The 15,503-nt window shown below is 48.6% G+C and carries 16 protein-coding genes; 11 read left to right on the top strand and 5 right to left on the bottom strand.

Translation table 11 applies throughout. From position 1 onward, the window contains the following. Window positions 1-36: 36 nt before the first annotated feature. Window positions 37-246, bottom strand: coding sequence for a type II toxin-antitoxin system RelE/ParE family toxin (locus tag J3369_RS00945; RefSeq protein WP_349582675.1), 210 nt, complete (start codon window positions 244-246; stop codon window positions 37-39). Between the two features lie 12 nt (window positions 247-258). Beyond that, entirely contained in the window at window positions 259-504 is a 246-nt protein-coding gene (locus J3369_RS00950) for a type II toxin-antitoxin system ParD family antitoxin (RefSeq protein WP_349582677.1), read from the bottom strand. Between the two features lie 281 nt (window positions 505-785). On the opposite strand from J3369_RS00950, the gene J3369_RS00955 reads away from it, so the two are divergent. The 8 genes from J3369_RS00955 (at window position 786) to J3369_RS00990 (ending at window position 9,779) form a co-directional block, all read left to right on the top strand. Next, entirely contained in the window at window positions 786-2,978 is a 2,193-nt protein-coding gene (locus J3369_RS00955; protein WP_349582680.1) for a bifunctional rhamnulose-1-phosphate aldolase/short-chain dehydrogenase, read from the top strand. A gap of 10 nt (window positions 2,979-2,988) precedes the next feature. Beyond that, window positions 2,989-4,284 carry a sugar isomerase gene (locus tag J3369_RS00960; RefSeq protein WP_303573292.1) on the top strand — a complete coding sequence of 432 codons (1,296 nt, stop codon included), beginning with the start codon at window positions 2,989-2,991 and terminating at the stop codon, window positions 4,282-4,284. Between the two features lie 101 nt (window positions 4,285-4,385). Continuing rightward, entirely contained in the window at window positions 4,386-5,531 is a 1,146-nt protein-coding gene (locus tag J3369_RS00965) for an alpha-hydroxy acid oxidase (RefSeq protein WP_349582683.1), read from the top strand. Between the two features lie 303 nt (window positions 5,532-5,834). After that, the gene (rhaT, locus tag J3369_RS00970) at window positions 5,835-6,893 is read left to right on the top strand and encodes an L-rhamnose/proton symporter RhaT (RefSeq protein ID WP_349582686.1); all 1,059 of its coding nucleotides are present in this window, start codon (window positions 5,835-5,837) and stop codon (window positions 6,891-6,893) included. A 180-nt stretch (window positions 6,894-7,073) separates the two neighbouring features. Next, on the top strand, window positions 7,074-7,718 hold the full coding sequence (locus J3369_RS00975; RefSeq protein ID WP_349582689.1) for a tellurite resistance TerB family protein: 645 nt from the start codon (window positions 7,074-7,076) through the stop codon (window positions 7,716-7,718). Window positions 7,719-7,846: 128 nt separating this feature from the next. Then, the gene (locus J3369_RS00980) at window positions 7,847-8,524 is read left to right on the top strand and encodes a hypothetical protein (RefSeq protein WP_119499533.1); all 678 of its coding nucleotides are present in this window, start codon (window positions 7,847-7,849) and stop codon (window positions 8,522-8,524) included. Window positions 8,525-8,731: 207 nt separating this feature from the next. Beyond that, complete coding sequence (locus J3369_RS00985) at window positions 8,732-9,340, top strand: ZrgA family zinc uptake protein (protein WP_349582692.1); 609 nt, start codon at window positions 8,732-8,734, stop codon at window positions 9,338-9,340. Between the two features lie 7 nt (window positions 9,341-9,347). Next, window positions 9,348-9,779: a MerC domain-containing protein gene (locus J3369_RS00990; protein WP_349582695.1), complete on the top strand. Its 432-nt coding sequence runs from the start codon at window positions 9,348-9,350 to the stop codon at window positions 9,777-9,779. Between the two features lie 157 nt (window positions 9,780-9,936). Here the strand turns inward: J3369_RS00990 and J3369_RS00995 are convergent, their stop codons facing one another. After that, entirely contained in the window at window positions 9,937-10,467 is a 531-nt protein-coding gene (locus J3369_RS00995; protein WP_349582698.1) for a DUF3299 domain-containing protein, read from the bottom strand. Window positions 10,468-10,579: 112 nt separating this feature from the next. Between J3369_RS00995 and J3369_RS01000 the strand changes: the two genes are divergently transcribed. Together J3369_RS01000 and J3369_RS01005 are read left to right on the top strand one after the other, a co-directional pair. Beyond that, window positions 10,580-11,284: an ABC transporter ATP-binding protein gene (locus tag J3369_RS01000; protein WP_303573300.1), complete on the top strand. Its 705-nt coding sequence runs from the start codon at window positions 10,580-10,582 to the stop codon at window positions 11,282-11,284. Beyond that, complete coding sequence (locus J3369_RS01005; RefSeq protein ID WP_349582701.1) at window positions 11,284-12,519, top strand: ABC transporter permease; 1,236 nt, start codon at window positions 11,284-11,286, stop codon at window positions 12,517-12,519. The genes J3369_RS01000 and J3369_RS01005 overlap by 1 nt, the downstream gene beginning before the upstream one ends. Before the next feature lie 13 nt (window positions 12,520-12,532). On the opposite strand, the gene yjeH is transcribed toward J3369_RS01005, so the two are convergent. Next, window positions 12,533-13,804 carry an L-methionine/branched-chain amino acid transporter gene (gene yjeH / locus J3369_RS01010; protein WP_502877400.1) on the bottom strand — a complete coding sequence of 424 codons (1,272 nt, stop codon included), beginning with the start codon at window positions 13,802-13,804 and terminating at the stop codon, window positions 12,533-12,535. 156 nt (window positions 13,805-13,960) lie between these two features. Between yjeH and J3369_RS01015 the strand changes: the two genes are divergently transcribed. Further along, window positions 13,961-14,380: an Lrp/AsnC family transcriptional regulator gene (locus J3369_RS01015; RefSeq protein WP_119499538.1), complete on the top strand. Its 420-nt coding sequence runs from the start codon at window positions 13,961-13,963 to the stop codon at window positions 14,378-14,380. Here J3369_RS01015 and J3369_RS01020 read toward each other — a convergent pair. After that, the gene (locus J3369_RS01020; RefSeq protein WP_349582707.1) at window positions 14,343-15,503 is read right to left on the bottom strand and encodes a PepSY-associated TM helix domain-containing protein; all 1,161 of its coding nucleotides are present in this window, start codon (window positions 15,501-15,503) and stop codon (window positions 14,343-14,345) included. The genes J3369_RS01015 and J3369_RS01020 overlap by 38 nt on opposite strands.

Raw genomic sequence — 15,503 nt, forward strand, 5'->3', positions numbered from 1 at the left:
AAGATGAGCAGTTTTCATAAACAATGATGTAACTATCTACTGGCCAGAGACAATATCTTTATCTGGCCATATAAGCTCGAATTCCTTTTTCCTCAGGCCGATAAAAGGAAGGTTAGCTAACTTTTCGATAGTCTTTCCCAGCTTATCCAAAAACAAATCGGCTGCGCGGGAATTGTCTTCTGCGATGAATAACCAAATATCGATCAAGTCTTGCTTTGCCTGGTTGCTTGTTTCGATATTTACCATCGCTGTACTAACTTATCCGCTATTAAGTTTATTTCTGGCTATCTGTTTAATTTCTGCCATATCTAAAGTGCCGGCATTACCGCTATCTAATCCCTTCTGAACCTCTGCGATGAAGTGATTACTCACGTTTTGATTCTCCTGCAGCTCAAGAAGTCTCAGAGCACTACAGACTACTTCGCTCACAGAGTTGTAACGACCTGACTCTACGAGTTGGTTTACGAATTCGTCAAAATGGTGACCGAAGCTGACATTGGGCATTACCCATCCTCCCGAAGCGTTAAGACACAGAATAACTTAATTCTGACCACACATTTAAGTGTACTACGGATCAGTTTAGAGACAAGGCAACAGGACTGGTTGGAGGCTTTAGTCAAAGTTTCAAGATTTATACAACCCTTAAAATACTTGTAACAATTCTGTTATATTGTGATTGGAAATGATTGACAAAGATTGTATTGGATGTATATTGAATCATTAATGAATTAATGAGTCTCACAAAAGACCAGTTTCAATTAATTAACTTCACAGGATGCCTATAAATGCCTTATCAGCCAGATGAATACAAACACGTTAAATATCTGTGGGAAGACGAGGTTGCAGATAAACTCGATCCCGTAGAAAACCTTGTATACCGCTCAAATAAGCTGGGCGAAGACCAGCGTATTACTAATACCGGCGGCGGTAATACTTCGGCTAAGTTAATGGAAAAAGATCCGTTAACCGGTGAAGAAACTGAAGTGCTGTGGGTAAAAGGCTCCGGTGGCGATCTGCGTACTTCAAAGAAAGAAAACTTCTCTTCTTTATACCAGGACAAACTGAACGCACTTGACGGCGTGTATCAGGACTATTCAGATAAAGGCTATAAGTCTGCCGGTGAAGACCGTATGGTCGGCATGTTCAAGCACTGTAACTTCTGCCTGAATCCACGCGCCTCGTCTATTGATACGCCTCTGCATTCAATGATTGACGAAAAGCACGTTGATCACCTGCACCCGAATGCAGTTATCTCCGTTGCATCCTGTAAGGCGCAGAAAGAACTGACTGAAGTGATTTGGGGCGGCAAGCTGGCCTATGTGCCGTGGATGCGTCCCGGTTGGGAAGCGGCGAAACTGTGTGAAGACACCTATGCTGCGAGCCCTGACATCTGGGGTATTCTGTTAGGTCAGCACGGTCATACCAACTGGTCATCTGAAAGTAAAAGCTGTTACGAAACCTCTTTATGGGTTATCGAAACAGCGGCACGTTACATTGAAGAGCATGACAAAGGCGAAATGACCTTTGGCGGTCAGAAGTATCAGTCTCTGGACGATGCGGCCCGTACTGATCTGTTAAAAGACTTTTTACCGGTAGCCCGTGGCCTGCTTTCTAATAAAGTGAAGTTCATCGGTACTGTACAAACAGATGATGCCACACTGCGCTTCGTAAACAGCGTAGATGCGCCCAGTCTGGCAGAGTTAGGTACATCGTGTCCTGACCACTTCCTGCGTACTAAAATTAAGCCGTTGTTCGTCGATTTCGACCCGCAGAATGACGACTTCGATACCCTGATCACTAAGTTTAAAGCCGGTCTGGAAAAATATCGTGAAGATTACACGGCATATTACGAAGCCTGTAAACGTGAAGATTCTCCGGCTATGCGTGACCCGAGCCCGACGGTTGTACTGATTCCGGGTGTAGGCATGATTGCCTGGGGCAAGAACAAGAGTGAATCCCGCGTTACTGCAGAATTCTATAACTGTGCTATTGAAGTAATGCGTGGTGCAGAAGCGATTTCTGAATATACCGCCCTGCCAGCTCAGGAAGCGTTTGATATTGAATACTGGGCGTTAGAAGAAGCAAAACTTCAGCGTATGCCGGCAGAAGCGCCACTGGCCCGCGATGTGGTTGTAGTGATTGGTGCCGGTGACGGTATCGGTAAAGCGACAGCGCACCGAGTTGCTAAAGAAGGTGCCCACGTAGTGTGTGCAGATCTCAACCTTGAGAATGCACAGCGCACCGCGAAAGAACTTACCGACAAGTATGGTCAGGGAATTGGTGTAGCCGGTACAGGGATTTCTGCCTGTGGCCCGGCTGTAGCACTTCAGGCTGACATCACTAAACGTGAAACCGTGGAAGAGTTGTTCACACAGGTACTGCTGGCGTATGGCGGTCTGGATAAAGTGATTGTGACTGCGGGTGTATTCATCGCAGAAGGCGCAGACATGGCGAAGAACGATCAAATCTTCGACCTGAGCTTTGGCGTGAATGTGAAAGGCGGCTATGTCGTTGGCTCAACGGCTCAGAAAATCTGGGAAGCGCAGGGCCTGAAAGGCGCACTGGTACTGACTACCAGCGTGAATGCAGCCGTATCGAAGAAAGGTTCTCTGGCGTACGACACCAGTAAAGCTGCGGCAAACCATCTGGTTCGCGAACTGGCGGTTACCTTGTCACCGCTGGTCAACGTGAATGCACTGGCACCGGCAACAGTTGTGCAGGGCAGTAACATGTTCCCGAGAGACCGCGTGATTTCATCACTGACCAAGTACGATATTGCTCATGATGAAAGTGAAAGCACGGAAGAATTACGTAACAAGCTGGCGCAATTCTATGCACAGCGCACGTTAACCAAACAACCTATCACACCGGATGATCAAGCCGAGGCGGCCTATCTTCTTGTATCCGGTCAACTGAGCAAAACAACCGGGCAAGTGATCAGTGTAGACGGCGGTCTGCATGAAGCTTTCCTGAGATAAGAGGTGACTTATGTTAAGAAGAATTGATGCATCCATTATCAGCGATGACAACGAAAAGCTGAAAGGGCACTTAGACGCGGATTACGCTGCGCTGGCAGATAAACTGGCACGCCAGGATATCGATATTGAGAAAATCACTGAGCTGGCCGGCGAATTCCAGGTTGCCGTACCTTCATGGGGTACAGGTACAGGCGGCACCCGTTTTGCCCGTTTCCCGGGTGAAGGCGAGCCGCGCAACATCTGGGAAAAGCTGGAAGACTGCGCAGTGATCAATGAAATGTCAGGTTGTACTGACAGCGTATCGCCTCACTTCCCCTGGGATGTGGTTGACGATTTCTCTGAGCTGAAGCAAAAAGCAGATGAGTATGGTCTGAAGTGGGTATCGGTGAACTCAAACACGTTCCAGGACCAGCGCGGCCAGGAGCACTCTTACAAGTACGGCAGTCTGAGTAACACCAAAAAAGAATCCCGTGAGCTTGCGATTCAGCACAACCTTGATGTGATTGGCTACGGTCAGCAACTTGGCGCAAAAAGCCTGACAGTATGGGTTGGCGACGGTTCAAACCATCCCGGTCAGCAGCATTTCCAACGTGCATTCGAGCGTTACCTTGCCAGCATGGAAGAAGTGTATAAAGGCTTGCCGGATGACTGGGAAATGCACATTGAACACAAAATGTTCGAGCCTGCATTCTACTCCACTATCATTCAGGACTGGGGTTCAAACCTGCTGGCTGCTATGCACCTGGGGCCTAAGTGTAAGTCTCTGGTTGATTTGGGTCACCATGCACCGAATACCAACATTGAAATGATTGTATCCCGCTTAATTCAGTTCAAGAAGCTGGGCGGTTTCCATTTCAATGACAGTAAATATGGCGACGATGACCTGGACAGTGGTTCACTGCATCCTTATCAGCAGTTCCTGATCTTTAACGAACTTGTTGATGCTGAATATCGTCAGCAGGACGAGTTCGGTCCGGCGTACATGCTTGATCAGTCACACAACGTGACCGACCCGGCAGAAAGCCTGATCAATTCAGCCATTGAAGTACAGCGTTCTTACGTTAAAGCATTGCTGGTTAACCGCGAAGCCCTGTATGGTTTCCAGGAAGACAATGATGCACTGATGGCGTCACTTGAGCTGAAAAATGCATTCAACCTGGATGTATCACCTATTCTGGCGATGGCGCGTTACCGTAAAGGTTCACCGATTAATCCTCTTGGTGTTTACCGCGGTGTTGGTTATCGTGAAACCATGGCAAAAGAGCGTCCACGCGACCCCAATGCCACCGGTTCTGGTATCGTCTGATTCAGACGGACTGTGAATTTGGCCTGAAGATACAGCTCGCGTTTGCGGGCTGTTTTGTATCTGAGGGCTGTGGATCTGTAGCATGAGAACGGAAAACAATAATGCGATTAAGCCAGTGTCATAATTTTCATGATTTTCGTAAGTTGGCGCAGAAGCGTTTGCCCAGGCCAATTTTTAACTACATCGATGGCGGTGCTGACGATGAAACTACGTTACGCCGCAACACGTCGGCTTTCCGTGAGTGTGATCTGATCCCCCGCGTACTCACCGGCGTGAAAGATATTGATTTGAGCGTTGAAGTGATGGGGCAAAAACTGCAGTTGCCGGTTTATTTGTCACCAACCGCACTGCAACGTTTGTTTCATCATCAGGGTGAACGGGCTGTAGCAGCGGTCGCTGAGCAATTCGGCACCATGTTTGGTGTGTCGTCCCTCGGCACAGTCAGCATGGAGGAAATTGCTAAGCAATACGATACGCCTCAGGTATATCAGTTCTATTTCCATAAAGATCGCGGTCTCAACAGAGCCATGATGGAGCGGGCGAAAGAGTCCGGTATCGAAGTGATGATGCTTACCGTCGATTCCATTACCGGCGGTAACCGCGAGAGGGATTTACGTACCGGTTTCTCCATTCCGTTCCGGTTGAATCTGGCGGGCTTGTGGCAGTTTGCGACTAAGCCGGCGTGGGGTATTAACTATGTCACTCATGAAAAATTCTCGCTGCCGCAACTGGATGCCCACATTAATATGGGCGGTTCAACCAGCTCTATCGGTGACTACTTCACAAACATGCTCGACCCGTCGATGAACTGGAAAGACGTGGCAGAGATGGTGAAATTCTGGGACGGCCAGTTCTGTCTCAAAGGTATTATGAGCGCCGACGATGCTAAACGTGCCGTTGATATCGGCTGTACCGGCATTGTGATTTCAAACCACGGTGGCCGTCAGCTTGACGGTTCCCGAAGTTCCTTTGATCATCTGGCTGAAATTGTTGATGCCGTCGGTGACCAGATTGACGTTATGTTCGACAGTGGTATTCAGCGCGGTACGCACGTACTCAAGGCATTAGCGCTGGGTGCGAAAGCGGTCGGACTGGGGCGTTACTATCTTTATGCACTGGCAGCGGCTGGTCAGAAGGGCGTAGAGCGTGCGATGCAGCAAATGGTGGCTGAAATCGAACGGGACATGCGCCTGATGGGCTGTAGCAAAATCAGTGAGCTGAACCGCGACCACGTGCGATTCAGATAAGCGTTTTGTGCGCTTTGTAAAATGAAGCACGCAGGCGGGCCTGCGTGCAGTCTTTTTGTTGCTCTTCATCTCTTCTTTAAGCCCGACCCAATCCGTTAACAGTTCACCGGATCTCCTTTAAATACATCACTGTATGCGTATCCCTGCACCTCATGATTACTACTTTTGAATATTTGTGATTGAAAATGATTAAAAGTGTGTGATTTACATAAAATTATTGTGTATGCTGGCAATTGTATTGTTTAAATGATGTAAACCCGTTACTTAAAAATTACATGCGGGTGGTGTACTGGGAGTAAAGGCATGACACCAAATCCATTACTAGGGGTATTGTTTCACTGGCTGGGCGGTTTGTTCTCTGCCAGTTTCTATGTTCCGTACAAACGCATTCAAAAGTGGTCATGGGAAATCTTCTGGCTGACCGGTGGTATTTTCAGTTGGTTCCTGTGCCCGTGGTTTTTCGCAATGGTCCAGACCGAAGATTTATTTGGCGTTCTGGGCAGTACACCGGCAAGCACATTGCAGCAATGTTTCCTTTGGGGGCTGGGCTGGGGCTTTGGCGGTTTAACCTTTGGTTTGGCTGTACGCTACATGGGTATCTCGTCCGGCATGGCTATTGTGCTGGGTCTTACCACAGTATTAGGTACGTTAGGCCCACCTATATTTGATGGCACTATCGGTGCCGTACTGGCAACCACCAGTGGCCAGTTTGCTGTAGGCGGTACGTTGATGACGCTGGTCGGGGTTATTGTTGTGGCAAGGGCGACTGCTGAAAAGAACCGCAGCCTCGGCACCACAGAAGAAGCCGAAACCATTGATATGAAAAAAGGCTTAGCCATCGCCGCGTTTTCCGGCGTCATGTCTGCATGTTTTGCTTTCGGTATTGCGGCGGGTAAACCCATCCGTGAACTGACTCTTGAAGCCGGCACCGATCATCTCTGGCAGGGTTTGCCTGTATTGTGTGTTGTATTGCTGGGTGGTTTAACGACTAACGCTGTCTGGTGTATTTATCTGATTGCGAAAAATGGTTCTGCCAAAGAATTTTTTGGTCAGGTCGCCAAAGGCACTGAGCGCCTGCAGGGCAACATGATGGTGAAAAACTATCTTCTGGCTGCATTAGGTGGTGCATTCTGGTACTTCCAGTTCTTCTTTTACACCATGGGCGAAAGCAACATGGGTAAATACGAGTTCTCCAGCTGGACCATTCATATGGCCAGTATCATCATTTTCTCTACGCTGTGGGGATTAGCGTTGATGGAATGGAAAGGCAGTAATAAAAAGAGTCGTATGCTGCTGCTGACCGGTATCTCTTTACTTGTTCTTGCCACGCTGGTGATCGGCGTAGGTAACTCTCTGCAATAACGTAACAGTCCCTGGCGCCGGCCTTGGTATGGTTTCCAGTAGGTTGGCGCGCTTAATCCCTCTCCGGTACGCTAAGCTGTATTGTCAGCCGGTTAAGTGACAAAACTTAATTTCCTTTTGTGCGTTCAAATTATGAAGGCTTCCGGGCCTTGTCTTGCATTATTCACAAGAGGTAGTTGTATGAATATCAATAAATTGCTGGGTCAGGTTTTAAATTCTTCTGCGGTAAAACAACACAAAGATAAATTAAGCGGTCTGACAGGATCATCAGGCTCCTCCGGCGCAAGTTTATTGAAAAAGGCTGGTCTTGGCGCTGCGGGCGGTTCATTGCTGACATCTATGCTGAAAAAAGGCAAAGGTTCAACCTTGCTGAAAGTGGGTGGAGCAGCGGCGATAGGCGCACTGGCGTACAAAATTTACAACAATTATCAGATAGAGCAATCTGCTGCGCGAAAGCGGGAAACGTTTGAAGACAACGATCCCCAACATCCGGTAATTATTCTTAAAGCCATGATAGCGGCAGCCAAAGCGGATGGTCATATTGATGAGGCGGAAATGTCCCGTATTCACGATGCCCTTGCTAAGTCTGACGCAGGATCTGATGAGAAGGTCTTCCTAGAGGGAGAGATTAATAAACCGCTGGATCCGGCAGACGTGGCAGCAATGGCAACTTCACCCGCAATGGCCGCAGAAATATACCTGGCATCATTGTTGGTGATCGATGAACAGAACCATATGGAGAAGGTCTACCTCAGAGAATTAGCGGCTTTGCTGCGGTTGGATGATGAAATGGTACGTCGTCTTAACGAGAGTGGCAGAACGTAAACGAATAGAATTTCATACCTGAAAGTTTTCAAATCCCATCCAAAGGTATCTTTTTCCAGAACCAAAAAAACGATATTCTTGTGCTACATTTTTAATCAGTCGATGCAGATACCCATTCAGGACAGATTATGAAAAAGTTATGTAGTGCAGCAGTATTGGCGTTCGCCGCCGTTTCTTCACCCGTCAGCGCCATCAGCGAGGGTGAGTATTATTATCTTCCAAGTGATCTTTGTGAAACCGCCAGTACCGAAAATGTGAGCCAGAACAAGCTGCTTACCGTTATCGGCAATAACTCTCAGTCGCAGGTGCAACTGAATCTGGAATTACTGGCAGACTATCCTGAAACAGGACTGAGTTATCTTGAACAGGCGCAAAACGCTGCACAAATTGCGATTGTAGAAAAAGCTTCAAAAAACTGGGTACACTTCACGCAGGACAATATGTACATCTTAGGGAAAGAAAAAATCCCTTTGTCTGAAGCCGCTAAAATTCCGGCTATCCTTGCTAACTCACCGGAAAAAGCTGAAGCGTATCTGAGTAAAATCGAGTCTCTGGCGAAACGCTACAACTTGAAAGACGATGACATTATTATCGTGCAGACCGGTGCCCGGGTGCTGGTGCAGGACGATACCAACGAAGTATTCCTGAAATCATTCTTTACAGCATTTGATGCCAGACGGGTAGAAAAGCATCTGCTGACTATCGACCATCATGCTCCGATGATGCAGTCACTGGAAGTGGCCTTCCATGAAAAACGCAGTCATGGTGCATGCGGTGTGAAAACCCAGGATGTCGCTAAGCTTTAATACAGTCCGGTAATCGTTGCTCCCGGCAGTCATCTGTGCGCGGAGCAATGATTTCAAATCCGCTACTTTTTCTTCTGAACTTCCCCGGTTCCTTCTGCAACAAATTTCACCACATTCACATCTTATCTTCCGAAGAATTGTTGTAATCCTAATTGATACATTATAACATTCTAAGAATTGTTATAATATAACATGTCTGGAGTGATTATGGCTTTATCTTCTGTTCGCATTTTCATGGCAGCCACATCCGCAGCCGTTCTTTTATGTTTAGTTCCTTTTTCCGCAGCCCGGGCCCTGGCAGGTAAGCATGTTCATGGAAACGGGCAGTTACTTGTTGCTCAGGATGAGAGTAACTGGCAGCTTCAATTTTCAATTCCTGCAGTGGATTTACCGGGTTTCGGGCATGCACCGGAAAGTGATGAACAGATGCAGCAGGTACATCAAATTGAAAAACAAATAAGTGAGTACAGCAACGTTTTCTCTGTAGACGGAAATTGCCAGCTGGTCAGTCAGGAGATTGATTTTCCTCACCACGACTCTCCTGAGCACGACGTTGGCCATGAAACTCATGGCTCGCAGCATGAAGATGAGCTGCACCATGACGGCGAGCATCACGACGAAGATCATCACGATGCGCACCATCACGAAGATGTCACGTTAGCCTATCAATTATCTTGTGGCGACAACATTTCTGAAATGACGATAACCCTTTTTCGTCTGGCGCCATCATTGTCAGCCATTGAGGTTCAGTGGATAAATAATAAGGGGCAGGGGATGACTGACGCCACACCTCAGAGCGCAACAGTAAGCTGGTAAATATCACATGCAAAATACTCCTCTCTACAACGGAAATACTATGCCGCGAATTCAGGAAGTGGGCGATAAAATCGCTATCGCACTTTCATCTTTATGCGTTGTTCACTGCGTACTCACACCATTATTAATCATCGCCTTACCCACTTTTGGCGGGCTTGCAATCCTCGACCACGAAGTCTTCCATCAGGTTTTACTGTTTTTTGTTGTACCAGTAGGTCTTGTGGCGTTACTTACCGGTTACCGGCATCACAAGAATGGCAAAGTACTTTCCTGCGGACTGGCAGGTTTGTTTCTGCTTACTCTCGCCGGCACGGTTGCCCATGACTTTGTCGGGGAGGCGGGGGAGACGGTGTTAACCATAATCGCCTCATTATTTATCGTCACCGCACATATTCAGAACTTCCGGAAGCGAAACCTCACCCGCTGTGAGCACTCCTGAAATACCAATTTTAAAACGCTCAGAACAGGCATCTCCATGCATCATATTAAGTTACCTGTTACCTGTTACCTGTTACCTGTTACCTGTTACCTGTTACCTGTTACCTGAGTGCGGTGAAACGCCTGATCATGACACTGGATTTTAGAGAAGGCGTTTTTTATTCAAACAGTTCGTAACGATCCACATTCAGTGTGTAAGCTGCGGTGCCTAATTCATGCTGGCGGGTTTGAATTTCCACTTCGCCCTCAAACCAGAATGGCTGCTGCAAATCCTCTAACTTCAGTCCCTGCTCGTAGCTCACATAAATAATCTGGTTAGGCGGTGGCGGCGGCATATGCAAACAGGCACCAAAGTAGGGTACGATGAAAAATTCGGTCACCAACTTTTCTTCATTTTGTTGAAGGGGGACCACGTAACCCGGGATTTTAATCGAACGGCCGTCGAATTCAGGAATGACCTGCACAGAGCTTAACGCCTGCTTGAAACGCTCTGTTTTCTCATCTTCAAACGAGTTCTGTGTGAACGCCTTTACAGAATCTTGTTGAGATCCGTCCTTAACATTGCTTAGATAGTCAGGTGGGTCCAGCAGCGCCGCCAAATCACTGGCCGGCATTAACGCGGTCCACTCTATTTCTTCATATTCGGCAGCAGATAGTGACGCGCTGAAGGGACACGCACTTATACACATTAAAATTGCGGTTTGTCTCAGGATTCGTTTCATTAAAAGCGTCGCTATTGGTTAGATAAAATGCCCGATGTTATAACATCACCAGATTCTATAATAACGATAAGAGTTCAGTTTGAATAGTCAGCATACAAGCACTTCGTCGGCTTCTGTCGCGATACATCTCAAAGATGTGGTTCATCAGTACCCGAAAAGTAAAACCCGCATGACACTGCCGGAATGGACAGTGCAAAAAGGTGACCGCATCTTTTTGCATGGCCCGTCGGGCTCGGGAAAAACCACGTTATTGAATATGCTGGCAGGTGTGCTGAACGCAGACAGCGGTGATATTACCTTGCTGGGCGAGGATTTCTCTTCACTGTCATCCGGTAAGCGGGACGGGTTCCGGGCCCGGCACATCGGCGTGGTATTCCAGCAATTTAATCTGGTGCCTCATCTCAGTGTATTGAAGAACATCGAACTGGCCGCCTATTTCGGTGGCAACAAAGGCAATGTAGAAAGCAAAGCAGCGGGCTTAATTAACACCCTTAAATTGCCTGCAGAAGTGTTAACCCAGTCAGCTAAAAGCCTGAGTGTGGGGCAGCAGCAACGGGTGGCCATTGCCCGCGCGCTCATCAATGAACCGGAAATTCTGCTGGTTGATGAGCCAACTTCTGCGCTGGATACCGACGCCCGTGATGCATTTATGACTCTGCTGATTGATCTGTGTAAACAACATCACACTACGCTTATCTTCGTCAGTCATGACAAAAGCCTCGCGCAGTATCTGTCGTCATCGGTGTCTTTGCAGTCGTTATGCTCATTCAGTGAGGTGGCGTAATGTTGTTATCTTTTGCAGTAAGCAGTTTACGAAGCCGCGCGAAGTCAGTGCTGCTTACTTTTCTTTCGTTGCTCATCAGTATCAGTGTATTACTCAGTGTTGAGCTCATCCGTTTGCAGGCAGAAGCCAGCTTTAACCGCACGGTGTCCGGTGTGGACTTAATTGTCGGTGCGCCAAGCGGACAGATGAACCTCATGCTCTACAGTATTTTCCGCATGGGCAGCCCCACCAATAACGTGGAATACGACAGTTTTGAAATGCTCGAAAATAACGAACAGGTAAGCTGGGCAATTCCTGTCGCACTGGGAGACTCTCATCACGGTTACCGCGTGTTAGGGACCAATCAAACCTACTTCGAGCATTATAAGTACGGCAATAAGCAGCATTTGGCCTTTGCTGACGGCGAACCGTTCAAAGGCATATTCGACACTGTCATCGGTGCGGACGTGGCAAAGAAACTGGCCTATAAGGTCGGCGATAAGATTGTTATTGCCCACGGTACCGGAGCAGTAAGCTTTACTAATCACGACCAGTCGCCTTTTACCATTACCGGTATTCTCGCGCCTACCGGCACGCCGGTTGATAAAACCGTACATGTGAGTTTAGCGGGTATCGAGGCCATGCATCTGGCGCCTTCCCAACTGAAAGACATCCTCGCAAACCCCGATAATTTTTCCAATCCACTGGTTCAGCCTGACAGCGTAACCGCCGTGTTGTTGGGACTTAAATCGAAATTTGCCACGTTCACTTTACAGCGGGCGCTGAACAATTATGAAGATGACAGACTCATGGCCATTCTGCCCGGCGTTGCCATGGCTGAGTTATGGAAAATGATGGGCACGGTAGAGAATATTTTGCGTGTGATTAGCGTACTGATCCTGGTGTCGTCACTATTCGGCCTGTCTACCATGCTGCTGGCTTCCATGCAGCAGCGGGAAAAAGAGATTGCAGTGCTCCGTATATTAGGTGCCGGAGCCGGCGTGGTGTTTTTACTTATTTTAACTGAAGCCATTGTTATTGCTGTCAGTGCCAGTGTCGTGTCACTGGGGTTAGTCACATCCATTTTTGCCGGCGCGAAAGGCTGGCTGGCCAGTGAGTATGGCCTGTTTTTATCTGCCAATGTGTTTAATACGCACAGTGCAATGGTTATTGGTGCTGTGGTAGTAGCAACGCTTATTACCTCGCTGTTGCCCGCCATTGACGCCTATCGCAGTGCTATTCACTCAAGGCTATAGCGGGCAATAAAAGTCAATTTGCCCCGCGCTGCAATCTGCGTTCTGCTCTATTGGTTGCAAGCCGCTGCTGATACCAAAGCAGTGGCGCGCACACGCAAAATAATCCCAGTGCATAAAGTATCTTTGTGCCCAGTCCCACGGCGATTGTGGCGCAGAACAGGCAGCTCAGCATTACCAGTGGACGGTGCTTTACTGATAAAAGGCGGACAGCCGCCAGCATACTTGCCAGATAAATCAGTACAAATACGCCGTTAACCCAACCAATCAGGTCTTCCAGATTGTAGGCACCGTAGTGAGTGATTATCAAAGTGAGAGTCATGACGACAAGCACACATTGCAGTGCCCGCTGAGGCACGTTGTACTGGTTGAGGGTCTGAAAGTAACCGGGCAATACCTTATCGTTGCTTAAACTCCAGGTTAACCGTGCCAGACTGGCTGTATATACGTTCACAGTTGCCAGGCCGCCAGCCACACCGAGTGCACCGATAACCGCCGCGCCACCACCGGAGAAAATCTGATCAAATACGATGACCATGCTCAGAGAATCCGACACCGGCGTGTCGATGAGCAGCCAGGTACAGCCCAGGTAAATTAACCCCACCAGTAATGTGCCGGTCATAATGGCAGGGACTAAATCCCGCCCCGGATCTTTAAAATCATCGGCCAGATGGGAAATGGCTTCTATGCCCAGAAAACTCCAGAATGCGATACCCATGGCGGCCAGCATGGGATTCATATCAAAAGGCGTAGCCGTTGCCTCAGGGAGCTGTTCGCCCGACGCCACAGGCTGACCTGCCAACATAGCGATGACCACTAAGGTAATCACCAGGGTAAGGATAAGTTGCAAGGTGGAAGAAAACTGAATACCCCGATAATTCAGCGCAAATAGCAGCGCGATAATGCCAAGTTGAACGGGCAGCGCCCAGTCTGGTGAGAGACCAAACAGCGTTTCGATAAACCAGTACGTCATAATGATGGCAGCAGGCGCGCCAATAGGTACCACAAACAAGAACAGCAATCCGATGGTTCTGCCTGCAGATTTGCCAAACGCCTTTTCAACAAAATAGGCCGGGCCGCCAGCATGAGGGTAGCGGGAAGAGAGTTTAGCAAACACCATGGCAACGGGCAGTATTGCCACTGTTAGCACAAGCCAGCTTATCATTGCCCAGTGGCCAGCGGTGTTGATGGTCATCTGCGGCAGAATAAATACGCTGGTACCCAGCAAAGTGGTGGTCAGCAGCCCGGCGCCCTGCCAGCGTCCAATTTTGTTATTTGCATCGTGCATGGTGATAAACAAACCCAATCGTACTGCGTTAATTTCAATTGCGTAATATACTGCGTTTTTGCGCTTCATAACGTGTTACTTTGCGTGCATTCAGCGCGTTGTTGCCGTCACTTTGACGGCAGAAAGACTTTTTACCTGCAAAATGACGGAATCACGATGGACAAATTCGATCAGGCTATTCTTGCTCAGCTCCGGCAAAATGCCCGGGCCAGTATTTCAGCTATTGCCGATGAAGTGGGACTGTCACGTTCCGCCGTCACAGAACGGATCAAGAAACTGGAATCGAACAATGTGATCCGCGGCTATCAGGTCATGTTGTCGGAATCGCAAAAAGAAGGCGTTGCCGCTTATCTGGAAATCCAGCATAAGCGGGCACGGTGCGCAGACGTGGTGCCCTATTTTCGCGCCATTCCAGAGGTGGTGTCGTGCTACGGTGTTACCGGTGAGTGCGACCTGATTGTGCTGATAAAAGCAGACACCATGCGCCGGCTACATGAAATCCGTGAGCATATCGATACCATCGACGACATTATCAAAATCAAAACCCACGTGGTGCTGAATCAGTGGCTGGGCTAGTTTTGGTCGAAAGATGGCGTGTGCGCAGCATCCAGCGCCAGATACCCAGTACAAAAAGCCCCAGTGTCAGCATGCCGGTAAGTAACCACAATATCCGGCCTGCCAGGGTGAAGTAGGTACCGTCGTGTAACGGATGCAGCCAGTTCATGATGGTATTTGTCGCGCCTTGTATCTGATAGTCAAACACCTCCAGCACCTTTCCGGACACTCCATCGATATAGACATAACTGTGAGGAAAGCGGCGGGAAGGGTCGCCTGATACTTGCAGACGAATGCGGTAATGGGCGCGGGAGCCTCCGGCATCCGGTGTCTCAATCCAGGCGCCTTTACTGGCGGGCAATACCTGCTTTGCGATAGCCAGTGCCTGTGCCGGAGAAATAACGGGTGGTGCAGACGTGGCATTCTCAGAGGCAAAGTTGGCGAACTGCGATTGGCCAAAAACAGGTTCCAGCACAAAGCGGGATTCTTTTGGTAGTGCCAGCATTACACCAGTCACACAGAGTAGTAGAAGCGGAATAGCACTGAATAACCCCAGGGTTTTGTGCCAGTCGTATAGCAGCCCGATTTTATTCGCCTTGCGCTTAAAACGCAGTTGCCTCGCCCATTGTCCCCGTTTGGGCCACCAGGCAATCAAGCCACTGATCAGCAAGTATGTGCATGCAAGGCCCAGGTATCCCACTATGATGCCGCCGGTGCTACCCAGCAATAAACGAAAGTGCAGATTGTAAATCCATGTAACGAAATACTGCCCCCAGAAGTCACGACGTAAAACGGTGGTCCCATCGGCGGTTAGCCACACCATCATAGGTGCAAAGTCTTCTCCTGCCGTCTCTTTTGGATTGTAATAGCGGGCCGGAATAACACCAGCGTCGTTCGTGACTTCAAAGCGCCATGAACGGTTTTTATCAGGATAGGCTGCACGCAGTGTTTTAAGCGCGGTGTCATAGTCTGGCGAGGTTGCAGCGTGTTGTGACTGCGAGGCGGGCAAATTTAAAGCGCTGTCGAGTTCGTTATAAAAAACGAGTATCGCGCCGGATAGCGCGATGACGGTAAATAGTATTCCCACAGACAAACCCAACCACAGGTGGATTCGTCTGTGAACCTTTCGCCAGTTGATGCCCAT

The sequence above is a fragment of the Alteromonas sp. NFXS44 genome, assembly GCF_040148705.1.
GTDB lineage: Bacteria > Pseudomonadota > Gammaproteobacteria > Enterobacterales > Alteromonadaceae > Alteromonas.